A 25,980-nucleotide genomic window follows, 5' to 3' on the forward strand; every position below is an offset into this window, starting at 1 on the left:
TTGGGTGCAAGTATGAGGGGCTACCTTAGGGCAACTGAAGACTTACGAAGTTTTTGAAACTTCGTAAGTCTGGAAAGAAAATCCCACAAAAAAAGCGATGAGCATTGCCCATCGCTTCTTTTAAATATTAAGCCGATTATGCTTTTTTCTTATCCGCCGGTTTTGCAGCCGGAGCTTTCTTTTTGTTTTCGGTATAAGCGGCACCACCTAAGGCAAGCACCAGTAGGATTGAACCAGCTAATGAAATATTCTCGCCGGTGTAGTATGAAGCCGGATGGAAAATAAACTCAATTTTGTGGTTACCGATTGGGATCTGAGCTGCGCGCAGAAGATAATCGGCACGGAAATAAGGTTTCTCAACACCGTCGATATACATTTTCCAGCCTTTATTGTAATATACTTCAGAGAATACAGCGATTTGCGATGCAGTAGAACCGCTTTGATAAACCATATGATCGGGCGAGTAACTGGTAAGCTCAATTTTACCTTCGCCGGCACCTGCACCCAAGGTTTTCTCATCTATTACACTCTTATATTGTTTGTCAACAATAGCTTCATCTTTTGGTGTAAAACTGCTGATGGCTACCATTTCCTGGTCGGCATTATCAGCATATTTAATGCTCTTAACAAACCATGCATGGCCGCAGGCTGTCTGATTTACCTGCATACCTACGTTTTGGGTTTTTGGATCAGAATTAATAATGTACTTAACGTTCATCATATCCAAAACATCCTGGTTAATGCTTTTGCTTAACTGATTATCAACAAGCTCTTCCCAGCGTTTTAGCCTTGCTGCCGAGTAACCACCCAATGACTTGTAGAAAAATGGTGTAAGACCATCACCTTTGATTGATTGTGTGGCGTCAAACACCCTAAAATCAGGATCTTTATCTTTCATGATAAACTGGTCAACCTCGCGCGGCTGTGGCGTTTCATTATCCTGTTTCGGCGCAAAGTGGTCTTGATTTAAATAGCGCTTGTCAATACCCCAAAGGTCAACCAGGATCAGGGCTAAGAAAGCAAGTGATGCAGCAGTTGGGTTGATCTTCTTTTTAAGGAACGCCCAGGCAATCCCAAATGCAATAGCGATAAATATAAGTGAGCGGATGGCGTCGGCCTGCGCCATTGATTCCCTGTCGGCAATTAGAGCGCGGGTAAGGGCTGAGCTATCAGTTTTAAGCGCCTGGCCTATTTGTGCAATAACACCGGCCTGCTGCTCACTTACGCTGAAAGACAAAAGCAGTGAAGGCACCACAGCTACAATCAATACAATACCACCTGTAATATAAAATGCGATTTTTAATTTTTTGAACAGGTTTGCTTTGTCCTCATTTACAATAGCCTCGTTAACTGCCAACACAGCAAGGATTGGGAAGCAGAAACCTGCAACTGCCAGTATTGATTCAACCGCGCGGAACTTATTGTAAAGCGGGAAGTAGTTAAAGAAAAGATCGGATACATAAGGCCAGTTCCGGCCGAAAGATAGCAGCATGGTTAAAACCACAGCGCCAAGTAACCACCATTTGATACGGTTTTTAACTATCATTAAGCCCCATACAAATAACAGGCAAATTACAGCACCAAAATAAAACGGCCCCCCGGTGAAGGGCTTGTTCCCCCAGTAAGATGGTAAATAATTTGCCGAAATTTCGACAGCCTGATTTGGATCACTTCCTTTTTCTGTTAAAGTTTTAACTACATGTGAATCAGCGCTATTGCTTTTTTGAAGAAAGCCTCCTCCGTATGCGTCAGGAATCAGGAATGTGATACATTCGCCCACACCCTGGCTCCACTCATAAGCGTAGTCTTTAGCAAGGCCGTTACTTGGTTCTGAAGTATGCTGAGTAAGATTTGATTTGCCACGAATAGTTTCGTTGCCATAGTCGGCTGTGCTCCAAAGGATAGAGGCGTTCACGGCTACGCTCAATAGAACTGCGCCAGCAACATAACCTAACGATTTTAAAAAGGCATTTAAGGTTTTGTTTTTGATGGCATGGTAAAGTTCAATGCCAACCATGATCAATAAGGCCAGCATCAGGTAGTAGGTCATTTGCACGTGGTTAGCCCTGATCTCCAAAGCAAGAAATAAAGCTGTTACAGAAAAACCTAATAAGTATTTACCGCGAAGGGTAAGGATAATCCCGGCAAGTATCGGCCCAAAAAACGCTATTGCGAATGCCTGGTTGGCGTGCCCTGCAGTTAGCAGGATAATATTATATGATGAAAAGGTAAACGCCACTGCACCCGCCGCCGCAAGCCAGGGGTTAACCTTTAAAACTATAAATAAAAAGTAAGTACCTAATAAAAACATCAATATTGTACCAACCGGAGCAGGGAAAGTGTAGTTTATGGCAGTAACCACCCATGATGTTAAATTAGCTTTATAAGGCGCCCATATTTGGTAGGTAGGCATACCGCCATAGATTTGGTTGGTCCACAGTATGGTAGTGTCTTTAGCCTTGTAGTCGTTGATTTCTTTTTGGGTTGATTGTGCCCTTGTAACGTCATTGCCGCCTAATGTTTTTCCCTGGAAAGCCGGGGTTAAAAATATAAAGCAGATCACTAAAAAAATTGCAGCTATGGCAAAATGAATGCCGTTACGCTTAAACCAGTTATTCATTTAAGTTTTTTGAAATGGATATTATATTCCTCAAAAATAGAAATTACAATGAGAATAGGAATTATAAGTTTTGTTAAGGAATAACTTAACAGGTTTGCGCACGGCTGCGCAGCAGGAAAAACATGGCAATCAGCACAATGATAGATATTACGTAAGCAATAACCTGCGCCTTGCCGTAATCTTCGCGGTATTTGCGGATGTTGAAAAAGTTGTAAACGCCCAATGCGCCCATAACAACCCAGTAAAATGTACTAATTTTAGTGCAATTAGCAAAAATTTGAGTAGCAACTATAAATACGATTACGTTGGTAATGATAAGCGTAATAGACTCGGGCGTGTTATTGTGGTTTTGACGCCTGTTAAATACCGGGTTAGTGTCCATGATTTATTGATTAGGTTTATTTTACTTCTTCGTAATCAACAAACTCACCTTCACTGTCGGGCACACTGCCTTTTTTAGGTTGCGGTACATGGTCAATCCTGATTTTTCCATCAGGTTTTGGGCCTTCGTTATAATTACGTTGTTGCTGCTGATATTGCTGTTGAGCTTTGTTTACAACACTTTCAAACAGAAATGGCAGCAGGTAACGTGCCAGGCTGCGGATAATGTATAATATACAAATAGATATGATCAGAAAACGAATGAGAATCATACTGTTAATTTTGAGCTTACAAATATAAGGTATATAACGGTAAAAATGTTTTATTATGATTTGAGATAGCTGATGGCGTTTTAATTTGAAAATAAAGCAATTTGAAGATTTGAAAATGTGAATATTGTCGTTTTCAAATCTTCAAATCAATAAATTTTCAAATTAAAATTTCTCTTCCATCATTTTTTCCAAAGCAAACATTTCGTCGCGCAGTTTGGCAGCCAGCAGGAAATCCATGTTTTTGGCGGCGGCGAGCATATCTTTTTTGGTGTTGTCGATTGATTTTTTCAGGTCGGCTTTGGTCATATACTGAACTATCGGATCGGCGGCAAGGGTTAGCGTATCGGTTTCCACATAAGCCTGCTGTACACCGCCTTTAAAGTCGACCACCGAGGTTTGCTCCATAATTTCCTCGCGCGTTTTCCCAACAGTTAGCGGTGTAATGCCATGTTGCGTGTTGTACGCAATCTGAATTTCGCGGCGGCGATTGGTTTCGTCCATCGTGATCTGCATCGAATCGGTTATGGTATCGGCATACATAATAACCCGGCCGCGATCGTTTCGGGCAGCGCGGCCAATAGTCTGGATCAGTGAACGTTCTGACCGCAGGAAACCTTCTTTATCCGCATCTAAAATGGCTACTAATGATACTTCCGGTAAATCCAATCCTTCACGCAATAGGTTGATGCCTATCAATACATCAAATTCGCCGAGGCGTAAGCCACGCAAAATTTCTACACGCTGCAGGGTTTTCACTTCCGAGTGGATGTAGCGGCATTTAATGCCCAGCCGGTCCATGTATTTGGCCAGTTCTTCGGCCATGCGTTTGGTGAGGGTGGTTACCAGTACGCGGTCTCCCTTTTTAATAGTTTTATCTACTTCGTCAAGCAGGTCATCTACCTGGTTTATTACCGGGCGAACATCAATCACCGGATCAAGCAAACCGGTAGGACGGATCACTTGTTCAACCACTACACCGCCCGATTTTTCCAGTTCAAAATCGCCTGGCGTGGCGCTTACATAAACGGTTTGCGGAGCAAGGTTTTCAAATTCCTGGAAATTAAGCGGACGGTTATCCAAAGCTGCCGGCAGGCGGAAGCCATAGTCAACCAGCGAGATCTTGCGCGAACGGTCACCTCCATACATCGCCCTGATCTGCGGAACGGTTACGTGACTTTCGTCAATCACCATCAGGTAATCTTCCGGGAAATAGTCGAGCAAGCAGAACGGCCTCGCACCGGGCTTGCGCCCGTCAAAAAAGCGGGAGTAGTTCTCGATGCCCGAACAGTAACCCAACTCGCGGATCATTTCCAGGTCGTAATTAACCCTTTCTTCCAGCCTTTTGGCTTCCAGGAATCGGCCGTCATCAATAAACTGTTTTTTGCGGGTTTCCAGCTCTTCCTGTATCGCCCAGATGGACTGCAGGAAACGCTCTCGGGGGGCAACATACAAGTTGGCCGGATAAACCACCATGTGTGTCATTTTTTCGATGGTTTTACCTGTGCCAATATCAAAGGCGCTTAACTCTTCAATATCATCACCGAAAAAGGAGATGCGGTAGGCATAATCCAGGTAAGCCGGAAAAATATCGACGGTATCACCCTTCACCCTGAATGTTCCTCGTTTAAAATCGGCAGTGGTGCGGGCGTATAAAATTTCGACCAGGCGATGTAAAAAAGCATTCCTGCTGATACGGGTACCTACGGCAAATTTGAAAACCGAGTCGGCAAAATCATCGGGGTTGCCCATGCCGTAAATGCAGGATATAGACGATACCACGATCACATCGCGCCTGCCCGACATTAAAGCCGAAGTAGTACGTAAACGAAGCTTTTCTATCTCCTCGTTTATCTGCAGGTCCTTTTCGATGTAGGTATTTGTTGTAGGGATAAATGCCTCCGGCTGATAATAGTCATAGTACGACACAAAGTAGTTCACCGCGTTTTCGGGAAAGAACTGCTTAAACTCGCCATAAAGCTGTGCCGCTAATGTTTTGTTGTGGCTCAGGATCAGCGTAGGTTTTTGTGTTTGTGCTATAATATTGGCAACCGTAAAGGTTTTGCCCGATCCGGTAACCCCCAAAAGGGTTTGATATGGGTCGCCGTTGTTGATACCTTCAACCAGCTGCCTTATAGCTTCAGGCTGATCGCCGGTTGGTTTATATTGAGATGTTAATTGAAAATCCATGTTGTTATGTAAAAATACAAATAATCCAGAAACAGGGTTTGCAAATCAAAATAAGTACATGGTAATGACAACCGTATGTCAACATTGTTGTGCGGAGGGTAATAAATTACATTTCCGCCTTTAAACGCAACGCCCTATCCAAAAAACTCTGCTGCTTTAATTTCTCTTCGGCTTCAATAATAGCCTTCATCAGGTTGTTTTGGGTGTCGGCAATTTCCGCGGCGGCCGCTTTCATAATTTCCCAAACGGGTTTCATCCGCTCAATAAGTTCCTGGCCTTTTGTTGTTAACATGATAAGACGCTTCCTTTCGTCGGCCTTGTCCTTTTTTGATCGGATCAATTTCTCTTTTTCCAATTCCTTTAAAAGACTGATGGTTGAAGGGTGGGTGTAGCCAATTTCAGCGGCGATTTCCACTACGCTTAAAAGCGGCTTAAAGTGTAAAGTGTAAATAACAGGAAACCATTTGGGTTCAAAATCAATATTACTGGCTTTGTATACGAGCACACCATCTTTGCGCAACTGCTCGGCCAGGCGCTGCAACCTTGTTGAAATTGCTAAAATTCCCGATTCGTCAATAACATTCATTATATCGCTGTTAATTGTTCAAATGTAATTCATAAAAAATAGTATCCGCAGCCATAAGTGGGAATGATTCGGGCAAATCCTGTTTGGCAAGGCGTGTAAAGCCATTTTTTTCATAAAAGCGATGAGCGGCTTTCAGCATCTCAACTGTGCCTAAATAAATGTGGGCAATGTTGTTTTGTTTACAATAATCAATGAGATTATTGAGCAGTAACTGCGCGATGCCCAGCTCCTTTCCCCGGTATTCTTTAAGCACAAACATTTTGCGTATGGCCGCCGCATTGTTATCAAAAGCAATAAGGGCAATGGTGCCAACAAGTTGTTCGTTATATATCGCTCCCCAAAAATCTCCGCCGGTTTGGTGGTAATTGGTTTCAATATCAAGCAGGTCGGGCTGGGCTTCAAGCGTGATAGGCACATTAAATTCAATTTGCTGAATTGGTAAAATGATATCAATGATCTGCTGGCAATAAGTATTGTTGAGTGAGCTGATAACAGGTGTAGTATCCATAACTTTAATATTTATGTACAAATCTACGTAGTTAACTACATATATTCAAAATTTATTATCCTTCCCGTAGTGCGGTATGACATTTAATAAACAAATAGTGATACTATTGCTCAAAAACGCTTAAATTTAAGCATGATTTTTATCCTCAATAAAACCAATACCATTGCCAACCAGTTCCTTGCCGAATTACGGGATGCCGTTATTCAGCAGGATAAGGCACGTTTCAGGCAGAACCAGGAAAGGTTAGGAGCCATACTGGCTTATGAGTTGAGCAAATCATTACATTACGAAACCAAAGAAATTCAAACCCCTTTGGGTACAGCCAGTGTTAATATACCGGCCGATGAACCGGTGTTGGGTATTATATTGCGCGCCGGTCTGCCTTTTCATCAGGGTTTTATGCAGTTTTTCGACCGATCATCCTCTGCATTTATTACCGCCTACCGCAAAGTGAAGCGCAACGGCAGCTTTTTGATCCAGGTTGATCATATCTCAACCCCTAACCTGGATGATAAGATCTTTATTTTGTGCGATACCATGCTGGCTACCGGGCAAAGTATTGTAACGGTTTGTAAGGAGTTGATGGCGCAGTATAAAATAAAGGAGCTGCACATTGCCGCTGTAATTGCCAGCACCGAAGGTGTGGCGCATGTTAAGGCCAATCTCCCAAAAGCCAAGCTCTGGCTCTGCGCTGTTGACGACGAGATGACCAGCAAAGCTTATATCGTACCGGGTTTAGGTGATGCGGGGGACCTGGCATTTGGGGAAAAAGCGTGATTTGATTTGGGATTTCGGATGTCCGATTTCGGATTTAGTAATTAAGATTTTTTAATTTTGAATTTTCGATTTTTAAATCAAGGAATAAAAAAATTCCGAAATCGAACATCCGAAATCCCAAATAAAAATGAAATCCGATATAAAGTATAAACACATCTTCTTTGATCTCGACCATACCATCTGGGATTTCGATAAAAATGCCGAAGAGGCCCTGCATGAGTTATATGTTATTCACCAGCTTGGCGAAATTGGCCTGCAATCTGCCGAATTGTTCATCGAAACTTACACCCGTAATAATCACCGCCTTTGGGCGCAGTATCATATTGGTGAGATAACTAAAGATGAGTTACGCGAGGCCCGCTTCAAATCAACTTTTACTGATCTTGGCCTGCACCCGGATTTGATGCCGCTTGATTTTGAGGATGCTTACGTAAAGCTTTGCCCCACCAAAACCAACCTGTTTCCGCATGCGCACGAAACACTGCAATACCTGCAATCAAAATATACCCTGCACCTGATCTCGAACGGGTTTAAAGATTCAACGCGGATAAAAATCGCGGGGACCGATCTTGCAAAATATTTTCAGCATATCATTATCTCCGAAGATGTAGGTGTGAACAAGCCCGATAGGGCCATATTTCAGCATGCGCTGGACCTGGCCGGGGCATCGAAAGAAGAAAGTGTGATGATCGGCGACAGCATTGAAGCTGATATCCGCGGGGCGCTTGGTTTTGGGATGGATGCCATATATTTTAATCCTTTTAATGCGGAAAAGCCTCAGGATGTGCCGGTGCAGATTGCTCATTTAAAAGAGTTAACTTTACTTTTATGAGTATCGCCAAAGAACGTAAAGCTATTGATGCGGCCCTTGATGAATACCGCAAACAACTGGATGTTATCCCCGATGAGTTGTTTGACGTTACCCCGGAGGATGGCGGCTGGTCGTTTGCCGAGGTTTACAGCCATATTATGCAGGCTACGCTGGGTTCATCAATCGCGCTTGAACGTTGCACCCACGGCAATTGCGAGCCAACTAAAAAAGGCATTAATTGGGAAGGCCGGATCTTACTGTTGTTAGGTAAATTTCCGCCGGTTAAAACAACAGTCCCCAATGCGGTAAGCGATAAAATGGCCGCCAATAAGATCAGTAAGGAAGATGCCAAAAACCTGATCATCAAATGCCGCAAGCGGGTTGAAACGACTATGCCCCTTATTGCCGAATCATCGCCGGCTAACAGATACAAGCACCCGCGTATGGGAATGCTTAATGCCAGGCAATGGTTTAAGTTTATCCGCATTCATTTACAGCACCACTTGAAACAACTTAACAGGATCAAAAATAAATTTAATACAGCAAAGTAACCTTTTATATTTAATGTAGTCTTAACAGTAGGATAATGTTAAATTTCAGACATTTGTAAAAATCTTTGTGATGAATTTTGAGTATGCTTATTTGGTAGTTATAGGGTTGCTGATCCTGGTCGGCTGCTTCTATGCAAGTCCATATGAATTGACGGTTAACGAAGATGAGGACGACGAGTAATCGTTGCTTTATTAATAACAATGTTGTTTTCCGGCATATCTTGCCGGCCTGTAAAATAGCCCCCTTAATTTAATGGCAAAACGCGAAGTTGATATTGTAGTAATATCTGATGTGCACCTTGGTACTTACGGCTGTCACGCAAAAGAGTTGCTTAAATATTTAAAAAGCATCAAGCCCAAAATCCTTATCCTTAACGGCGATATTATTGATATTTGGCAATTTAGTAAATCATACTGGCCCGAGGCACACATGAAAGTAGTGCGCCGCATCCTGAAGTTTGTTACCGATGGCATCCCGGTTTATTATTTAACCGGCAACCATGACGAAATGCTGCGCAAGTTTACCGATTTTAACATGGGCACTTTTCAGTTGCTTGATAAGCTCGTGTTAAATATCGATGGCAAAAAAGCCTGGATCTTTCATGGCGATGTGTTTGACGTTACTATGCAGCATTCCAAATGGCTGGCTAAACTCGGGGCGGTTGGTTATGACACATTGATTTTGATCAACAGTTTTGTAAACTGGTTCCTTACCGCCATTGGCAGGCAAAAAATGAGCTTTTCGCAAAAGGTGAAAGCCAGTTTTAAGGAAGCGGTAAAATTCATTAACCAGTTTGAGCAAACCGCGGCCGATCTGGCTGTCGATAAACAATATGGCTACGTGATCTGCGGTCATATTCACCATGCCGAAATCAGGGAAATTAAGTCTACACAAAATACAGGCTCGGTACTTTACCTCAACTCGGGCGATTGGGTAGAAAGTTTAAGCGCTCTTGAATATCACAACGGCAAATGGGAGGTGTTTAAATACAAGCCGGATGATTTCAATACAGATGCTGATGAAGACGACAAAACCGATTCGGAAGATCTGAACGCTATGCTCGATGTTAAAAACTTGTTGGAACGCTTTAAACACGAACACGATTAAATTACTTACCGAAAACATTTTTCTTTACTAAATTAAGCCCCTGAATATTGGTGCAGACAAATCAGCGTGTCCGCTGTACCTGCGCGGTATAATCATCATCCTTTTGAAAAGAATTTATTTTAATGAAGATACTGTTTGGTATACAGGGAACAGGTAATGGGCATATAAGCCGGGCAAGGGAAATTGTGCCCCTGCTGCAACAATACGGCGAGGTTGATTTGCTGGTAAGCGGCACCGAAGCCGAAGTATCATTATCACAACCCCTGAAATATCGCTTTCATGGTGTAAGCTTTGTATTTGGTACCAATGGCGGCGTGGATAACTGGGCTACCTGGAAGATCATGAACCTGCGTCAGTTTCAGCGCGACTTGCGGAGCCTGCCATTAAAGCAGTACGACCTCATTATAAACGATTTTGAACCTGTAAGCGCCTGGGCTTGCAAATTGCGTGGTGTGCCTTCAGTATCCTTAAGTCACCAGTGTTCGTTTGTATCACCCAAAACACCCCGGCCCGAAAAAAAAGATCCTTTTGCACAGTGGCTTTTAAAAAATTATTCGCCCACTACGTATCATGTTGGTTTTCATTTTGAGCGCTATGATACATTTATCAATACGCCGGTAATCCGCGGTGAGATCAGGCAGATGGAAACCTCCAACCTTGGCCATTATACAGTTTACCTGCCGGCCTATGATGACAAAACCCTGTTGAAATATTTAAGTGCCGAAAGAGAGGTTAAATGGCAGGTGTTTTCAAAACGGCAAAAGCATGCATACAAATCAGGAAACGTGGAGATCTTCCCCGTAAATAATGAAGCTTTTAACAAAAGCCTGGCAAGCTGCACGGGTTTGCTTACCGGGGGCGGTTTTGAAGGCCCCGCCGAGGCCCTGTTTTTACAGAAAAAGGTAATGATGATACCCATGAAAGGGCAATACGAACAACAGTGTAACGCGCTTTCGGCCTCCAGGTTGGGTGTTCCGGTGGTGAGCGAAATAAATGATAAGTTTAACAGCCATTTAAACCACTGGATCAACGACAGTAAAAAGATTGTAGTTGATTTTCCGGATGAAACCGCCGCTATTGTTGATAAACTGGTAAAGCAGTATAGAAGGTAGTAAAGCATTGCAACTTAAGCTGTTTTTCTGCTAATTTTGCAACCGCAAACACGGCCGCACATATGATCAATCTTTTCAGGAACTATAATCCCCTTAATATTATATGGCTGGCTATTTTGCTGTTCGTGCTCCGGATAGGTTTCATGGTGCAGGTTCCCGAAAAGGTTGAGTTTATTTTTGTAGAACCCTTTGCGCGGCTGCTGGTACCGGTAAAATATGAATACGCGTTTTCGCCGCTGCTTAATGTGATACTGGCCGGCGGGCTTGTATTTATACAAGCTTTATTGCTTAATTCGTTAATTAATCATCATAATTTATTAGGCAAGCCAACCTTTTTGCCGGCGCTGATGTATATCACGCTTTCGGGCTTGTTTACGCCTTTTTTAACTTTAAGCGCCCCGCTTTTATGTAATTTCTTACTTATCTGGATGTTGTTTAAATTATTCAACCTGTATAAGGGAGAGGATGTTAAGTCAACAACTTATGATCTGGGTTTGATCGTAGCGGTGGGATCGCTTGTTTATTTTCCGTTTATTTATTTGTTCCTGGTTATATGGATAGCGCTTATGATATTCAGGCCGTTTAACTGGCGCGAATGGGTTATTTCGATATTAGGTTATGTAACCGTCTTCTTTTTCCTTGCGGTTATTTATTTTATGAATGATATGCTGCCCCGGTTTAGCCGTATCTGGTCGCCCTTAGGTAAAAAGTTTCCCGATCACATCAGCATAAATTCTTACAACTACCTGCTGCTGGCGCCTGTTATCCTAATATTGGTACTTTGTTTTTTTAAGCTGCAGCAAAATTTCTTTAAAAGTTATGTGCAGATCCGTAAAACATTCCAGCTTTTGTTTTTTATTTTTCTGATCACAGCACTATCATTTTATCTCAATTCGGAATTTCGCCTGAGCCATTTTTTGCTTTGTGCAGTGCCGGTAACGGTGTTTTTTGCCTATTATTTTTTGTATGCAACCAAGCGCTGGTTTTATGAAATACTGTATTTGTTGTTGTTTATCAGCATCATTTACTTTCAGTTTAACAAATTTTAACTTTTACATTCGTCCTTATTTCGGCGGTTATGTTAGTTTTGTAGCCTGAAACTATATAATAAGCTATTTAGGTTCAACCCCAATTTAAAAAATAATTCTGATGAAGTTTGGAGTAGTTATATTTCCCGGTTCTAATTGTGATGAAGATATCATATATGTATTAGAGAAAGTAATGGGTCAGCAAGTGGTAAGGTTATGGCATAAAGATCATGATCTGCAGGGTGTTGACTTTGTTGTTTTGCCCGGTGGCTTTTCATTTGGCGATTACCTGCGTTCGGGCGCTATTTCCCGTTTTTCGCCAATTATGCAGGAGGTTATCCAATTTGCAGCCAAAGGTGGTTATGTAATGGGTATTTGCAATGGCTTCCAGATATTGACCGAGGCCGGTTTGTTGCCAGGCGCGCTATTGCACAACACCAATCGCAAATTTATTTGCCGCAACATTTACTTAAAACCGCAAACAACACAATCATTACTTACCGCTCAGCTTGATCCGCAGCAACCCTTAAGGATCCCGATTGCACATGGTGAAGGCAACTATTTTGCTGATGCCGATGTGATCAAAGCCCTTAACGATAACGACCAGGTAATGTTCAGGTATTGCGATGAGGCCGGCAATATCACCGCTGATGCAAATCCTAACGGATCATTGGAAAACATTGCAGGTGTTACAAACCTGAGCAGGAATGTATTTGGCTTAATGCCGCACCCGGAACGTGCTGCCGATGGCTTGTTAGCCAATGAAGATGGTTTAGCTATTTTTGAATCAATATTATCAATAGTTAGGGCCTGATGACCAGCCTGGTTATCGATATTGGTAATACACTCATCAAAATCGCCGTTTTTAAACTGGATGAAATACTTGAGGTTAGCCAATTTGAAACCATTGATATGCCGGTACTGGATGCTTTGCTTAACAAATACCATCCTGTTAAGGCAATCATATCGTCGGTAAAAAAAAATACAGAAGCATGGCAGGCCGGACTGGGGCAAAAAATTTCGCTGACGCATTTTAATACATTAATGACAAGCGGAATAAATAACCATTATTTAACCCCTGAAACCCTTGGGCCCGACAGGCTGGCAGCTGTTATTGGTGCATATCATATATTCCCGGGGCAAAATAGCCTGGTAATAACCGGGGGCACGGCCATTACTTATGATGGTGTTGACGCCGCAGGAAATTATTTTGGCGGCAGCATATCGCCGGGCTTAAATATGCGTTATAAGGCTTTGAACAATTATACGGCAGGTTTGCCGCTTGTTGAACCCGATGCCGGTTTTGATACGCCATACGGAAACAATACAACCACAGCCATCCGTTCGGGAGTACAAAACGGAATAAAATATGAGCTTACCGGTTTTATTGAAAGTTATAAAACCGGCGACGGGCAACTGAACATTATACTAAGCGGGGGCGACAGCATTTTTTTTGATACTCTATTGAAAAATAGCATCTTTGCCCGCTACATAAAAATTGAACCATATTTGGTTTTAAAAGGATTAAACGCAGCTATACAAAAGCATAATGATTAAATATACCCGGTTTTTTATAACACTTTTATTGGCTGTTGCCGCTTTTTCAGCACATGCGCAATCAACGGCAACTTCAAGCTCTCCATATTCACGTTACGGTATTGGTGATATTGATCCTCAACTGATGGGCCAAAACATAGGTATGGGCGGTATAGCTGTAGCTACAAACAGGATAAGCCTTTTTAACAATATCAACGTAATAAATCCGGCTTCATACGGTGCCATTAATCTTACAACCATTGATGTTGGCTTATATGCAAATTTTTTAAATCTGTCGCAAACCGGTTCGGCAAGCCAAAAAAACAGCAACTTCAGGCTTAACCATATCGCGTTCGCTATCCCAACTTCAAAACGATCTGCATTGAGCTTTGGTTTATTGCCATACAGCGAGCGCGGCTATAATTTTAAAAAAACGGTGAATAAATTAGGAACCTCGGGTTCACCTGCCGATACCAACGTAACAAATTACAGTTACAGCGGTGATGGTAGTTTATCAAAAGCATATTTGGGATATGGTTTCGGCATCGGTAAACACTTGTTATTAGGTGCAAACGTATCGTATATATTTGGTAATATTAAAGATATCGCTACAACCGAAATTCCCGGCCTGGCAGGCGCTATCAACTCAAAAATTGAATCGAGCAATGCCATAGGCGGTATAAACTATGATTACGGCTTGCAGTATTCATTTGATTTTTCTGAAACCAAGCACCTTGTATTTGGCTATTCGGCATCGGCAGGTACAAAACTGCACACGCAAAGCAGCTTTATTGTTAGCCAGTATTTTAATGACGCAAACGGCAACCAGAACGTAGCTGCCGATAGCGTGGTTAGCACAACCGGGCCTAAATCAAAATTAAAATTACCGCAGATCAACAGGTTCGGGATCTCTTTTCAAAGCGATGGTAAATTTTTGGTTGGTGCCGATTACTCCATGGGTAAATGGTCCGACTTGTCAATTGCCGGCGTAAACCAGGGTTTACAGGATAGCAAAACTTTCAATATCGGTGGTTCATATACCCCAAACATATCAACCATCAGAAACTATCTTGCCACTGTCGATTATCGCATAGGTGCTATATATGATCAAACTTATATGCACATTAACGGTACTACCATTAAACGTTATGCCGGTACAGTAGGTGTAGGTTTGCCTTTACGCTCAAATAACGGCAGTTACTATAAAATTAATATCGCGGCAGAAATAGGACAGCGCGGTTCGTTGGTTAACGGTTTGGTTAAAGAAAACTACGTTAACATTCACCTTGGCTTTACCCTTAACGATAAGTGGTTTACCAAGTATAAATTCGACTAATTCGCTGTCATGAGCCGCCCTGCAGTTAATATACCGGCTTTATGCCTGTTACTGTTGCCATTGGCGGCTTTCATGTCTTCGTGCGAAAATGACCTGAAGAAGGTTAGGGAAATTTCAGCTAATGAAGTTGATACGGTTGCCCAGCGCACCACAGGGCTTGATCTGATCATGAGTGATTCGACCAAAGTTGAAATCCATCTTACTGCCCCGCTGATGATCGAATACCAGATCAAGAAGCCTTATAAAATTATGCCTAAAGGCGTAAAGATAGATTACTATGACCGCGGCACAGGCCAGTTTGCCGGTGATATAATTGCCGATACAGGTATCCAGCGCGAGCAGGAAAAATTGATCGAATTTCATGGCAACGTAGTTGCAACCAACGCCAAAGGCGAAACCTTTAAATCAAACGAATTATTTTGGGACCAGGTAACCAAGCGGGTTTACTCTAATAAACCTGTTCAGGCCACACTTAGCGGCGGTAATGTTATGAATGGCAATACCTTTGAAAGTGATGATAAGCTTTTAAACCCTACTTTTAAAAGCAGCACCGGGCTGTTTCATGTTGATGAAAAAGCGACACAATAATGACTTTTTTTAACGAAAATTTTGTGTTATAGAATTTTGTTAAAAATTGTATCTTGCGCCCTCTTAAAAAGAATAGAATAATTATAAATGTAATATGGGTATAATGGGTTTTTTGCGCGAAAGGATGGGGAAGATTCTCGCATTCTTTATTGGTTTCGCGCTGCTTGCATTTATTGTGAGCGAAGTTGTAAGATCGGGCGGTTCCTTTTTCAGGGACGATAGTAACGAGCTTGCCGTGGTAAACGGCGAAAAAGTGCCCTATGACAAATTCAACGAAAAGCTGGAGCAAAACTCGGCACAGTTTAAACAACAGGGACAAAGCATCTCTCCGCAAATAGCAAGCTATCTGCAGGAAACTACCTGGAACCAGTATTTAAGCCAGTTACTGATAGGCAAAGAAATTGAAAAGCTTGGCCTTACCGTTGGTGATGATGAAATGAACGTAATGATCGGTGATAACAATCCCGACCCGCAGATAGCCCGCCAGTTTGCCGATCAGCAAACCGGTCAGTTCGATCGCAGCAGGTATGATCAGTTCAAAGCCTACCTGCAATCAGGCAAAGCCGACCCTGCTCAGAAAAAAGCCTGGAGCGATTTTGTGATCGACCTGATAGAAGCAAAAAAAGCTACTAAATACATGACTTTGGTTACCAATGGCCTGTATGTAAACTCGCTTGAGGCTACAGATGATTACGAAGCAAAAAATAAGCTGGCTAACTTTAAATATGTATCGCTTGATTATGCTTCAATCCCTGACGCTAAAGTTACTTTAACCGATGCTGATTACAGCGCATATTATGATGCACACAAAGCTTCATTTAAAACTCCGCAGGAGTTAAGGAATTTTGAATACGTTAGTTTTAACGCGGCTCCTTCAAAAGAAGATTCAGCGGCAGTTAAACAACAGGCCGAGAAATTAGCGAATGAATTCAAAACTACTCCTAACGATTCGCTTTTTGTGCAGATCAATGCCGAAACCAAAGCGCCTTTGGCTTATCAGCGTAAAGGCAGCCTTGACCCTAAACTGGATACTACTATGTTTAGCGCGGCTAAGGGATTTGTTTATGGCCCTTACCTTGAAAACGGCAGCTATAAAGTGGCTAAGCTGGTTGATACCAAAACCACTTTCGATTCGGTTAAAACCAGGCATATCCTGATCGACCTTGCGTCGGCAGGTGGTGAAGAAAAAGCTAAAGCTAAAGCCGATTCAATTAAAAAATTAATTCAGGGCGGTAAATCATTTGCCGAACTTGCAACAGCTTTCTCTGCCGATAAAGGCAGCGCAGTAAAAGGCGGTGAAATCCCCTCATTTGATGCCAATGGCTCAATGGGCGGTCAGGGAAATTTAGTTCCTGAATATTATAATGCTGCTTATAAAGCAAATAAAGGCGATATCCTTGTTGTGAAATCACAATTTGGCTACCACGTTATCCAGGTTGAAGATCAGAAAGGTTCTGTTAAACTGGTTAAAGTTGGTGTGGTTGATAAGCCGTTAACTGCAAGCAGCAAAACCCAAACTGTAGCTTACAGCAAAGCCCAGGCATTCTTAGCTTCATTAACATCTGATAATTTTGAGGCGGAAGCTAAAAAAGAAGGCTTGAAGCTCCGTACTGCCGAAGATGTTACTGCTATAGCTTCTGGTCTTCCTGGCCTGGATAACGCACGTGACGTGGTTAGATGGGCTTACAAAGCCGAAAAAGGCGATATTACCGATAAAGTATTTACCGTAGGCGACCAGTATATAGTAAGCCGCCTTACCGAAATTAAACCTAAAGGTACGTTATCTCTTGAGGCTGTTAAAAAGCAAATTGAGCCAATGGTACGTAATGAGGTTAAAGCTAAACAATTGAAAGAGAAATTTGACGCAGCCCTTAGCGGCGGTACTTCAATTGACCAGGCTGCCCAAAAAGTAGGCAGCAAGGTAGTACCGGTTGAAAACATTGTGTTTGCTAATCCTATCATCCCAGGTCAATCGGCAGAGTATAAAGTTATCGGTTCAATCTTTGGTTCGGCAATCAACAAAATTTCAAAACCTGTTGATGGTGCGCAAGGTGTATATGTATATGTGGTTAATGGTTTCACTAACCCGCCGGCACTAACCAATGCTATTAAACAAAAAGAACAAATTAATCAGGCGCTTTTACAACGTTCACAAGGCCAGGTACTGGATGCATTAAAAGATAATGCAATTGTAAAAGATAACAGGGCTAAATTTTTCTAAACAAAATTTAAAGTAAATTTGCATCCGGGATCAGCGTTAAGCCGTTCCCGGATTTTTTGTTTTAAATAGTATTGGGTAATCAGGCTATAGCTTTAAGCTTTGTGCATTCTGCTTGTATAGATGCTGATTATCAGGCTAAGGGAGCTTTAGGCTTTGTGCAATCGGCTTTTAGCTTTTAATAAATATAACTGATATGGATATCCAGGAAAACATAATAAACAAGGTGGCTCAGAGCGGCCTCGTTACCTTAGACCCAGCTTCTTTTTATCCTGCCGGCGACCGTGTTATTTACGATATTAAAGACAACCTGTTCCATGGCCTGATCCTTCGCGAAAAGGATTTCAGAGACTTTATAAAAGAACATGACTGGGCGCAGTATGAGGGTAAAAATGTAGGTATCACCTGCACTGCCGATGCTATCGTGCCTGCATGGGCTTATATGCTGCTGGCCAACCGGATGGCCCCTTACGCCCGCGAAATTGTTTTTGGCGATAAAGAGGTATTGGAAACTGTACTTTTTGAAAAGGAAATAGCCAAAGCGGATTTTGAACAATACCGCGGGCAGCGGATTGTGCTGAAAGGTTGTGGCGATACCGAAGTGCCGGTATCTGCCTATGTCGAGTTGACTAAAAAGCTAAGTGCCGTGGTTAAAAGCCTCATGTTTGGTGAACCTTGTTCAACAGTGCCTATCTATAAGCGTAAGGATTAAGTATTTGAGTGGTAGTACGCAATAAAAACAAGTTTAAACCATTTATAATAGCAGTTGTCATATCACAAGTCCTGCTAAAAGGGCTATTAGTCAATGAAGAAACTGCTGATAAATAAATATTTTTTTACTGTACTGCTTTTTATAGCCTGCTGCAAGGGCGGATTTGCCCAGGAACTGAAAAAGATCAACGAGTCGATCTTTAAAGCAGGTGAACAACTGGACTACAAGATGAAATACGGTTTTTTTACCGCTGCTGAAGCCACCATAAAGGTAGAGGCCAGTGATAAGAAATTTAATGACCGCCCTACTTTTCATCTCGTCGCCGAAGGCAAAACCGCCGGTTCTTTCGACCTGTTTTACAAGGTGCGTAACCGCTATGAATCATATGTAGATCAAACAACACTGATGCCCTATTTTTATACTGAAAACAGGCGCGAAGGTAAGTACAGGCATACCGACAATGTTACGTTCGATCAGAAAGACAAGAAAGTAACAGCAAATAAAGGAACATTCGGGTATAAAGGCGAATCTTTTGATTTTGTATCGGCTTATTATTTTGCCCGGGCTATTGATGTTTCAAAGCTGCACCAGGGCGATACTTTTGATCTGCAGTATTTCCTGGAAGATGGGTTTCACAGTATGCAGATAACCTATGTTGGTACCGAAGCGGTTGAGTGTTCGCTTGGTAAGTTTAATTGTCTTAAATTTAGCCCGGCAATTATTCCGGGGCGGATTTTCCGGAAAAACAGCAAGTTGTACCTTTGGGTTACCAACGATAAGAACAGGATCCCGGTAAAGGCCCACGTTGAAGTGCTGATAGGCAGCGTAACAATGGACCTGAAATCGGCTGCAGGACTTAAATATCCTTTGAACCCTATAAAAGATTGATTTAAAAAGATAATGATTGAGGTTGGCAATGTATTACTGCACGAGGATGTGGTAAAAGAGAATTTTGTATGTAATTTAAATAAATGCAAAGGTGCCTGCTGCCTTGAAGGAGATTCGGGCGCGCCACTTAATGCCGATGAACTTGACATCCTGAAAGAGATCTATCCTAAAGTAAAGCCTTACCTTACCGCGAAAGGGATCAAAACCATTGAAAAGGAAGGGGTTTACGTAACCGATTTTGAAGGGGATTATACTACGCCGTGTGTTGATACCAATAAAGAATGCGCCTATGTAATATGGGAAAACGGCATTACTAAATGCGGTATTGAAAAAGCGTATGAAGAAGGTGCCGTTAATTGGAAAAAACCCATCTCGTGCCATTTGTATCCTATCCGCATAACATCTTATCCCGAGTTTGATGTTTTAAACTATGACCGTTGGAGTATCTGCAGTCCTGCATGTTCATTTGGTGATGAGCTGAAAGTACGCGTTCATGAATTTTTGAAAGGCCCGCTCATCCGTAAATACGGAGCAGATTGGTACCGGGAACTGGAAGATACCGTTGCCGGAATTTAATCATTTGTAAAACTTTTTAAGCCGCATATTTTTTTCCTTAAACTGTATTATAACGCCTTGCCTAAACCTATATATTGAGCGTCATAGGAGTAATTACAATAAAATTGGATATTATTGTACCACCTAATATATCTACGTTCATAATTAATGAAAAAGGCTTTAATAACAGGCATAACGGGTCAGGATGGCGCTTATTTAGCAGAGTTTTTGCTAAAGAAGGGCTACGAAGTACATGGGGTTAAACGCCGCTCATCCTTATTAAATACCGACAGGATAGATCATTTATACCATGACCCGCATGAGTCGGGGGTTAAATTCAGCCTGCATTATGGCGATCTCACCGATTCAACAAACCTGATCAGGCTAATCCAGGAAGTTCAGCCCGATGAAATTTATAACCTGGCAGCACAAAGCCATGTAAAAGTGAGCTTTGAAACCCCCGAATATACCGCCAATGCTGATGGTGTTGGTGTACTCCGTATTCTTGAAGCAGTAAGGCTTCTTGATCTTACTCAAAAAACACGCATCTACCAGGCCTCCACATCCGAGCTGTATGGTTTGGTACAGGCTGTGCCTCAAAGTGAAACCACGCCCTTTTATCCACGCTCACCTTACGCGGTGGCAAAACTATATGGCTACTGGATTGTAGTTAATTATCGCGAAGCTTATGGTATGTATGCCTGCAACGGGATTTTGTTTAACCATGAAAGCCCGGTAAGGGGCGAAACTTTTGTTACCCGGAAAATTACCCGGGCAGCATCAAAAATAGCCCTGGGCCTGCAAAACTGTTTGTATGTAGGCAACCTTTCGGCACAGCGCGACTGGGGGCATGCTAAAGATTATATAGAAGCGATGTGGCTGATGCTGCAGCAGGAAACGGCCGAAGACTTTGTAATAGCAACCGGTGTAACAACCACCGTCCGTGATTTTATCAGGATGGCTTTCATGGAGCTGGGCATCGAAGTTGAATTTAGCGGAAAGGATGAGAACGAGCGTGGGGTGATCATTGATATTGATGAGGAAAAGGCTACTGCGCTTGGATTGAACCTGGAGGCTTTGAGGTTTGGGCAAACTGTTGTAAAAGTTGACCCCAGGTATTTCAGACCGACAGAGGTTGATCTGCTAATTGGAGATGCTGCCAAAGCTTATAACAAGCTCGGCTGGAAACCAAAATATGATCTGCAGGCATTGGTGACCGATATGGTACTTGCAGATTTGCAACTGGTAAAAAAAGATGAATATCTGAAAAAAGGTGGGTTTAGCACGCCTAATTATTTTGAATAACCAAGTAAAAACCATATAAACCATTATATGAAGAGAATATTTACAAGCATTATTTTACTGCTTTTGATAAGCGGGTTTGCGAAGGCCCAGTCAATATACCAACCTTATAACTACCAGTTTTACCAGAAACTAAATGAGGATGTTTATTCTACCAAAACAAGGGTACATAGTTCATTAAAACCATTTATGGTTGATGACTCACTTTTGAAAGTTCACTATGATTCATTGATGAACTTAAACGATCTTAAAGGGCGTTTTTTTAATGAGCATCAGATTGATGTTAAAAGCAGCAACTCCACCTTCTATGCCGATCTGTTGCCCGACTTTAATCTGGGCCGTGATTTCTCAGGGAAAAAGAACACCAATTTTGGTACACTTGGGATCCAGTTGGGCGGCACCTTCGGAAAAAACTTTTCGTATAATGTTGCTGGTTATGAAAACCGCGCGGCGCTGCCTAATTATTTACAAACCTACGTTAACCAGGTTGGCATAGCCCCCGGGCAGGCATACGCAGGTATTTACGGCAATGAATACCGCTGGTCATATATCACGGCTAACGTTTCGTATACACCGATAAAGTTTTTGAACATCAGCGCGGGGCGCGATAAAACCTTTGTTGGCGATGGCTACCGGTCATTATTATTATCTGATTACGCGTCACCATATCCATTTTTCAAGCTAACAGCTACGCTGGGCAATGTACGTTATATGGCCATGTGGACTTATTTTAATGACCCGCTTTCAGTAAAAGTGGACAACGGCGACAGAAAGAAATTTGGAATATTTCATTATTTAGACTGGAATGTATCTAACCGGCTATCACTCGGTTTCTTTGACGCGGTGGTATGGGCTGCTAAGGACGATTTAGGCCATAAACGCGGGTTTGATTTTACTTACATTAACCCGGTGATATTTTTAAGGCCTGTTGAAGCTTCAAATGGTTCACCCGACAACGCCTTGATAGGATTTACAGCTAAATATAAGCTAACTGATGGCATCACCGCTTACGGTCAGTTTTCGCTTGATGAGTTTGAGTCTTCAAGCTTCTTTTCAAGTAAAGGGAGTTCGCGCAATAAATACGGATTTCAATTGGGTGTAAGGGGGGCTAACCTGTTTAATGTTAAAGGCTTAAACTATTTGCTCGAAACAAACAATGTTAAACCATATACCTATTCAGAGCGTTTTTCGGTGATCAATTACACCGAAAATGGCGAGCCGATCGGGCATCCCTGGGGAGCCAATTTCCGCGAAGTAGTTGGGCTGCTTAACTATTCATATAAAAGATTTGATTTTTCAGGAGAGCTCGACTATGGGCATTACGGGCTTGATATCGATGGCCTGAACTATGGTAAGGACCCTTTTCAGGGTTATCGTGACCCGGCAAGGGTATATGGCAATTACACCGGGCAGGGCCTAACCACCAATATGGTTTATCTTGAAGGAAAAGTGGCCTATTTAATTAACCCTAAGTATAACTTAAGGTTTGAGCTTGGCGGTTTGGTACGCCGTGAAAAGAACAGTCAGTTTAATGATAAAACATCGATGTTAACCTTTGGTATCCGCAGTTCGTTCCGTGCTATATACAATGATTTGGCGAGGTATAAAGCGAATTAATTGCAACTCTGCGTGATTAAAGAATTTTAACAAAACATAAAAAGCGACCATCAGTCGCTTTTTATGTTTTCTACGTAATAACAATTTTGCATTACGACGCTATCGTATTCACGTTGCGTTTTTCAGCCATGTTACGTACCTGCCTGGCTATGCCGTTGGCATCAAAGCCACAGTCGGCCCATAGTTCGGGTTGGTCGCCATGTTCAATAAACTTGTCAGGGATACCCAGGCGTTTAACCTGGATATTGGTATAGCCATTATCGGCCATAAATTCAAGCACCGCGCTGCCTGCGCCGCCTTCAATGCAGCCGTCTTCAACGGTAATTATTTTATTAAAGTTTTTGAATACGTCATGCAGCAACGCTTCATCAAGCGGCTTTACAAAACGCAAATCGTAATGGGCGGGATTATAACCTTCGGCATTAAGGTCGGCAGTGGCTTTAACTACTTCGTTGCCGATAGCACCAATAGACAGGATAGCCACATCATCGCCATCACAAATCTTACGGCCTTTGCCTACGGGGATGGCTTTGAACGGACGCTGCCAGTCAACCATAACACCGTTGCCCCGCGGATACCTGATTACAAACGGTCCCATGTTCTCCTGCTGGGCAGTATACATCAGGTTGCGCAGCTCTTCCTCGTTCATGGGGGCAGATACCACCATATTGGGAATACAGCGCATGTAGGCCATATCATAAGCACCGTGGTGCGTAGCGCCGTCGGCTCCGGCAAATCCGGCACGGTCCAGACAAAATACTACATTGAGCTTTTGTATGGCCACATCATGGATCACCTGGTCATAAGCCCGCTGCATAAAGCTGGAGTAAATGTTGCAGAACGGCACGAGCCCCTGGGTAGCTAAACCGGCGGAGAAAGTTACCGCATGCTGCTCGGCAATACCTACGTCAAATGCACGGTTAGGCATGGCCTTCATCATCAGGTTTAATGAGCAGCCCGATGGCATGGCCGGCGTAATACCCATGATCTTAGGGTTTTGCTCGGCCAGTTCAATTATAGTATGCCCAAACACATCCTGGTATTTAGGAGGCTGAGGCTTATCGTATTTAGTTTTTTTGATTTCGCCGGTGATCTTGTCAAACAAGCCCGGAGCATGCCACTTGGTCTGGTCTTTTTCGGCAAGAGCATAACCTTTACCTTTTACAGTGATACAATGCAGTAATTTAGGCCCGGGAATATCGCGGAGGTCCTTCAATACTTTTATCAAATGATTGACATCATGCCCATCAATAGGGCCAAAATAACGGAACTTAAGCGCTTCAAAAAAGTTGCTGCGTTTAAGCACGGTACCTTTAATGCTTTTTTCGAGCTTTTGAGCTATTTTAAAGGCATCAGGGCCAATGGATGATAGTTTGGCCAATACGTGGGCAATATCGTCCCTGAAGCGGTTGTATGGCTTTGATGTGGTTATGTCAGTCAGGTATTCTTTCAATGCACCAACGTTAGGGTCGATGGCCATGTTATTGTCATTCAGAATCACCAGCAGGTTGGAGTTTTCAATGCCGGCATGATTGAGCGCTTCAAAAGCCATACCTGCGGTCATGGCGCCGTCGCCAATTATGGCTACATGCTGCCTGTCTGTTTCGCCTTTATAGTGCGAGGCGACAGCCATGCCCAATGCGGCAGATATAGAAGTTGATGAGTGACCAACGCCAAAAGTATCATACTCACTTTCCGAACGTTTTGGAAAGCCGCTGATACCGCCATGAATGCGATTAGTGTGAAACTCATCACGGCGGCCGGTAAGTATTTTGTGGCCGTAAGCCTGGTGCCCGACATCCCAAACTAACTGATCGTATGGCGTATTAAGAACATATTGTAGTGCTACAGTAAGTTCAACCACACCCAGGCTGGCGGCAAAATGCCCGCCGTTAACTGATACTACGTCAATAATATACTGGCGTAACTCTTTGCATACCTGTTCAAGCTCTGTTTCACTAAGTAGCTTTAAATCAGATGGATAATTTATTTTTTGTAATAAATTCCCGGCCGGTACCTGCATTGACATTCGTAAGGATATTTAACCTGCAAAATAAGGTAATTATTGTTAAATTCTGGGTATATAAAGATATTAAATTACTTAACAAACAGGATATGCTAAACAAAATGACAAGTTAGGGGCCTATTATGCAGGCAGATAGAAACAGGCGGTTATTGGTTTTTAATCTTGAAAACCTGCGCTTTGCAGCTTTATTCTTGTGTGATGAATCCGGCCGAAATGTTTATTTTTGACCGGATTTTATGACCGACGATAGTTTTGCCATTAGGTTACCCCAGTTTGAAGGCCCGTTTGACCTGCTGCTGTTTTTCATTGAGCGAGATGAGCTGGATATCCACGATATCCCGATAGCTAAAATTGCTGATGATTTTTTGAACTATCTGCACCAGATGAGCAGCCTCAATATGGAAATTGCCAGCGAATTTATTTTCGTGGCGGCAACACTTATGCGCATTAAGGCCAAAATGCTGTTGCCGCGTTACGGCACCGAAGAGGCCGGCGATGACCCGGACACCAAAGAAAACCTGATCAGGAAACTCATCGAGTATAAAAAGTTTAAAGAGGTGTGCGAAGAGATCAGGCCCATGGAAGATGAGCGATTTAAACAAGAAAAGCGCGGCAATATCAAACATGACCTCGAACAGGTTGAAAAAGTGGCCGTCCCAGGCGAAGAGTTATCCGAATTAACCCTTTATCGCCTTATGGTTGTTTATGAACGGATGATCCGCAATTTCACCAGGCGCAGCGAAGAGGTGAAACACACGGTAGTACAGTATCCCTACACCATCGAAAAACAAAAGAAGGCAGTTGCCGATCTGCTTAAGATCAATAAAATGCTCGATTTTAAAGCAATCGCCAAAGAATCTGAAAACAAAGTTCATTTTGTATATAACTTTTTGGCGGTGCTTGAAATGTTGCAACAGGAGCTGATAGATATCCAAATTGGGTTGGGTTATAATAACTTTCGGATTTCGCCTAAGGCCGGGGCCGAAAGCTAAAAGCCTAAGACCCGGCGCTTTTTGTAATGCATTAAAAGCTTTAAGCATTTGGCTTTGGGTTTTCAGTCAACGAAGTTATAGTGAGTTGCAAACTCGTTTTTGCAAAAAAGCATTATCTTTAAGACTTTAAACTATTGCACCTGAACCATGCACTTCAAAATATTTATAATTGGTGTTTTAAGCTTTGTTTTGTCAACAATTCAAGTACTGCACGGGCAAATAAAACCCGCATCCACCTCGATTCGGATTTTTGGTACCTGTCAGAATTG

24 protein-coding genes are annotated in these 25,980 nt (G+C 42.6%); 17 read left to right on the forward strand and 7 right to left on the reverse strand.

Annotated elements, in window-relative coordinates:
• Nucleotides 1-136: 136 nt before the first annotated feature.
• The 6 genes from ABIC84_RS24685 to ABIC84_RS24710 form a co-directional block, all read right to left on the reverse strand.
• Nucleotides 137-2,620, reverse strand: coding sequence for a hypothetical protein (locus ABIC84_RS24685; protein ID WP_429265316.1), 2,484 nt, complete (start codon nt 2,618-2,620; stop codon nt 137-139).
• An 85-nt stretch (nt 2,621-2,705) separates the two neighbouring features.
• Nucleotides 2,706-3,002 carry a hypothetical protein gene (locus ABIC84_RS24690; protein WP_429265317.1) on the reverse strand — a complete coding sequence of 99 codons (297 nt, stop codon included), beginning with the start codon at nt 3,000-3,002 and terminating at the stop codon, nt 2,706-2,708.
• 16 nt (nt 3,003-3,018) lie between these two features.
• Entirely contained in the window at nt 3,019-3,273 is a 255-nt protein-coding gene (locus ABIC84_RS24695) for a DUF4834 family protein (protein ID WP_121234093.1), read from the reverse strand.
• A 162-nt stretch (nt 3,274-3,435) separates the two neighbouring features.
• Complete coding sequence (uvrB, locus tag ABIC84_RS24700) at nt 3,436-5,460, reverse strand: excinuclease ABC subunit UvrB (RefSeq protein ID WP_091174530.1); 2,025 nt, start codon at nt 5,458-5,460, stop codon at nt 3,436-3,438.
• A gap of 106 nt (nt 5,461-5,566) precedes the next feature.
• Entirely contained in the window at nt 5,567-6,046 is a 480-nt protein-coding gene (locus ABIC84_RS24705; protein ID WP_354485670.1) for a MarR family winged helix-turn-helix transcriptional regulator, read from the reverse strand.
• A 10-nt stretch (nt 6,047-6,056) separates the two neighbouring features.
• Entirely contained in the window at nt 6,057-6,554 is a 498-nt protein-coding gene (locus tag ABIC84_RS24710; protein ID WP_090534938.1) for a GNAT family N-acetyltransferase, read from the reverse strand.
• Nucleotides 6,555-6,686: 132 nt separating this feature from the next.
• On the opposite strand from ABIC84_RS24710, the gene upp reads away from it, so the two are divergent.
• The 16 genes from upp to ABIC84_RS24790 all read left to right on the forward strand — a co-directional run bounded on the left by upp (nt 6,687) and on the right by ABIC84_RS24790 (nt 22,693).
• Entirely contained in the window at nt 6,687-7,331 is a 645-nt protein-coding gene (gene upp, locus ABIC84_RS24715) for a uracil phosphoribosyltransferase (protein ID WP_426582063.1), read from the forward strand.
• A gap of 127 nt (nt 7,332-7,458) precedes the next feature.
• Entirely contained in the window at nt 7,459-8,163 is a 705-nt protein-coding gene (locus tag ABIC84_RS24720) for a YjjG family noncanonical pyrimidine nucleotidase (protein ID WP_274990204.1), read from the forward strand.
• On the forward strand, nt 8,160-8,693 hold the full coding sequence (locus ABIC84_RS24725; RefSeq protein ID WP_090534942.1) for a DinB family protein: 534 nt from the start codon (nt 8,160-8,162) through the stop codon (nt 8,691-8,693). Before ABIC84_RS24720 ends, ABIC84_RS24725 begins: the two co-directional genes overlap by 4 nt.
• A gap of 253 nt (nt 8,694-8,946) precedes the next feature.
• Entirely contained in the window at nt 8,947-9,801 is an 855-nt protein-coding gene (locus ABIC84_RS24730) for a UDP-2,3-diacylglucosamine diphosphatase (protein WP_176627810.1), read from the forward strand.
• 122 nt (nt 9,802-9,923) lie between these two features.
• The gene (locus tag ABIC84_RS24735; protein ID WP_426582059.1) at nt 9,924-10,913 is read left to right on the forward strand and encodes a glycosyltransferase family protein; all 990 of its coding nucleotides are present in this window, start codon (nt 9,924-9,926) and stop codon (nt 10,911-10,913) included.
• A gap of 62 nt (nt 10,914-10,975) precedes the next feature.
• On the forward strand, nt 10,976-11,962 hold the full coding sequence (locus tag ABIC84_RS24740; RefSeq protein WP_429265318.1) for a DUF6427 family protein: 987 nt from the start codon (nt 10,976-10,978) through the stop codon (nt 11,960-11,962).
• Nucleotides 11,963-12,062: 100 nt separating this feature from the next.
• Nucleotides 12,063-12,755 (forward strand): phosphoribosylformylglycinamidine synthase subunit PurQ, encoded by a 693-nt coding sequence (gene purQ, locus ABIC84_RS24745; RefSeq protein ID WP_413321905.1) that lies wholly within the window; start codon nt 12,063-12,065, stop codon nt 12,753-12,755.
• Entirely contained in the window at nt 12,755-13,498 is a 744-nt protein-coding gene (locus tag ABIC84_RS24750) for a type III pantothenate kinase (RefSeq protein ID WP_426582055.1), read from the forward strand. The genes purQ and ABIC84_RS24750 overlap by 1 nt, the downstream gene beginning before the upstream one ends.
• Nucleotides 13,491-14,813, forward strand: a complete 1,323-nt coding sequence (locus tag ABIC84_RS24755; RefSeq protein ID WP_426582053.1) for a hypothetical protein — start codon at nt 13,491-13,493, stop codon at nt 14,811-14,813. The genes ABIC84_RS24750 and ABIC84_RS24755 overlap by 8 nt, the downstream gene beginning before the upstream one ends.
• A 9-nt stretch (nt 14,814-14,822) precedes the next feature.
• Entirely contained in the window at nt 14,823-15,401 is a 579-nt protein-coding gene (gene lptC, locus ABIC84_RS24760) for an LPS export ABC transporter periplasmic protein LptC (RefSeq protein WP_426582051.1), read from the forward strand.
• Nucleotides 15,402-15,504: 103 nt separating this feature from the next.
• The gene (locus ABIC84_RS24765; protein WP_429265330.1) at nt 15,505-17,622 is read left to right on the forward strand and encodes a peptidylprolyl isomerase; all 2,118 of its coding nucleotides are present in this window, start codon (nt 15,505-15,507) and stop codon (nt 17,620-17,622) included.
• Nucleotides 17,623-17,815: 193 nt separating this feature from the next.
• Complete coding sequence (locus ABIC84_RS24770) at nt 17,816-18,331, forward strand: DUF2480 family protein (RefSeq protein ID WP_090534980.1); 516 nt, start codon at nt 17,816-17,818, stop codon at nt 18,329-18,331.
• A gap of 93 nt (nt 18,332-18,424) precedes the next feature.
• Nucleotides 18,425-19,219: a DUF3108 domain-containing protein gene (locus ABIC84_RS24775; RefSeq protein WP_426582047.1), complete on the forward strand. Its 795-nt coding sequence runs from the start codon at nt 18,425-18,427 to the stop codon at nt 19,217-19,219.
• A 12-nt stretch (nt 19,220-19,231) separates the two neighbouring features.
• Nucleotides 19,232-19,795, forward strand: coding sequence for a DUF3109 family protein (locus ABIC84_RS24780; protein WP_426582045.1), 564 nt, complete (start codon nt 19,232-19,234; stop codon nt 19,793-19,795).
• Nucleotides 19,796-19,942: 147 nt separating this feature from the next.
• Nucleotides 19,943-21,079, forward strand: a complete 1,137-nt coding sequence (gene gmd, locus ABIC84_RS24785) for a GDP-mannose 4,6-dehydratase (RefSeq protein ID WP_426582043.1) — start codon at nt 19,943-19,945, stop codon at nt 21,077-21,079.
• Between the two features lie 27 nt (nt 21,080-21,106).
• A complete protein-coding gene (locus tag ABIC84_RS24790) occupies nt 21,107-22,693 on the forward strand; it encodes a gliding motility protein RemB (protein ID WP_429265319.1) in 1,587 nt (528 codons plus the stop codon).
• A gap of 91 nt (nt 22,694-22,784) precedes the next feature.
• Here ABIC84_RS24790 and dxs read toward each other — a convergent pair whose 3' ends face one another.
• Nucleotides 22,785-24,716: a 1-deoxy-D-xylulose-5-phosphate synthase gene (gene dxs / locus ABIC84_RS24795; protein WP_429265331.1), complete on the reverse strand. Its 1,932-nt coding sequence runs from the start codon at nt 24,714-24,716 to the stop codon at nt 22,785-22,787.
• A gap of 239 nt (nt 24,717-24,955) precedes the next feature.
• On the opposite strand from dxs, the gene ABIC84_RS24800 reads away from it, so the two are divergent.
• Entirely contained in the window at nt 24,956-25,711 is a 756-nt protein-coding gene (locus ABIC84_RS24800; protein WP_426582039.1) for a segregation and condensation protein A, read from the forward strand.
• Nucleotides 25,712-25,980 lie beyond the last annotated feature (269 nt).

Origin of the sequence: Mucilaginibacter sp. 3215 (assembly GCF_050433785.1) — a bacterium.
Classification (GTDB): Bacteria; Bacteroidota; Bacteroidia; order Sphingobacteriales; family Sphingobacteriaceae; genus Mucilaginibacter.

Bases quoted from the DNA above. Each gene is read 5' to 3' on its own strand.
- ABIC84_RS24685 (WP_429265316.1), bottom strand. From the start codon at position 2,620: ATGAATAACTGGTTTAAGCGTAACGGCATTCATTTTGCCATAGCTGCA.
- ABIC84_RS24690 (WP_429265317.1), bottom strand. From the start codon at position 3,002: ATGGACACTAACCCGGTATTTAACAGGCGTCAAAACCACAATAACACG.
- ABIC84_RS24695 (WP_121234093.1), bottom strand. From the start codon at position 3,273: ATGATTCTCATTCGTTTTCTGATCATATCTATTTGTATATTATACATT.
- uvrB (WP_091174530.1), bottom strand. From the start codon at position 5,460: ATGGATTTTCAATTAACATCTCAATATAAACCAACCGGCGATCAGCCT.
- ABIC84_RS24705 (WP_354485670.1), bottom strand. From the start codon at position 6,046: ATGAATGTTATTGACGAATCGGGAATTTTAGCAATTTCAACAAGGTTG.
- ABIC84_RS24710 (WP_090534938.1), bottom strand. From the start codon at position 6,554: ATGGATACTACACCTGTTATCAGCTCACTCAACAATACTTATTGCCAG.
- upp (WP_426582063.1), top strand. From the start codon at position 6,687: ATGATTTTTATCCTCAATAAAACCAATACCATTGCCAACCAGTTCCTT.
- ABIC84_RS24720 (WP_274990204.1), top strand. From the start codon at position 7,459: ATGAAATCCGATATAAAGTATAAACACATCTTCTTTGATCTCGACCAT.
- ABIC84_RS24725 (WP_090534942.1), top strand. From the start codon at position 8,160: ATGAGTATCGCCAAAGAACGTAAAGCTATTGATGCGGCCCTTGATGAA.
- ABIC84_RS24730 (WP_176627810.1), top strand. From the start codon at position 8,947: ATGGCAAAACGCGAAGTTGATATTGTAGTAATATCTGATGTGCACCTT.
- ABIC84_RS24735 (WP_426582059.1), top strand. From the start codon at position 9,924: ATGAAGATACTGTTTGGTATACAGGGAACAGGTAATGGGCATATAAGC.
- ABIC84_RS24740 (WP_429265318.1), top strand. From the start codon at position 10,976: ATGATCAATCTTTTCAGGAACTATAATCCCCTTAATATTATATGGCTG.
- purQ (WP_413321905.1), top strand. From the start codon at position 12,063: ATGAAGTTTGGAGTAGTTATATTTCCCGGTTCTAATTGTGATGAAGAT.
- ABIC84_RS24750 (WP_426582055.1), top strand. From the start codon at position 12,755: ATGACCAGCCTGGTTATCGATATTGGTAATACACTCATCAAAATCGCC.
- ABIC84_RS24755 (WP_426582053.1), top strand. From the start codon at position 13,491: ATGATTAAATATACCCGGTTTTTTATAACACTTTTATTGGCTGTTGCC.
- lptC (WP_426582051.1), top strand. From the start codon at position 14,823: ATGAGCCGCCCTGCAGTTAATATACCGGCTTTATGCCTGTTACTGTTG.
- ABIC84_RS24765 (WP_429265330.1), top strand. From the start codon at position 15,505: ATGGGTTTTTTGCGCGAAAGGATGGGGAAGATTCTCGCATTCTTTATT.
- ABIC84_RS24770 (WP_090534980.1), top strand. From the start codon at position 17,816: ATGGATATCCAGGAAAACATAATAAACAAGGTGGCTCAGAGCGGCCTC.
- ABIC84_RS24775 (WP_426582047.1), top strand. From the start codon at position 18,425: ATGAAGAAACTGCTGATAAATAAATATTTTTTTACTGTACTGCTTTTT.
- ABIC84_RS24780 (WP_426582045.1), top strand. From the start codon at position 19,232: ATGATTGAGGTTGGCAATGTATTACTGCACGAGGATGTGGTAAAAGAG.
- gmd (WP_426582043.1), top strand. From the start codon at position 19,943: ATGAAAAAGGCTTTAATAACAGGCATAACGGGTCAGGATGGCGCTTAT.
- ABIC84_RS24790 (WP_429265319.1), top strand. From the start codon at position 21,107: ATGAAGAGAATATTTACAAGCATTATTTTACTGCTTTTGATAAGCGGG.
- dxs (WP_429265331.1), bottom strand. From the start codon at position 24,716: ATGCAGGTACCGGCCGGGAATTTATTACAAAAAATAAATTATCCATCT.
- ABIC84_RS24800 (WP_426582039.1), top strand. From the start codon at position 24,956: ATGACCGACGATAGTTTTGCCATTAGGTTACCCCAGTTTGAAGGCCCG.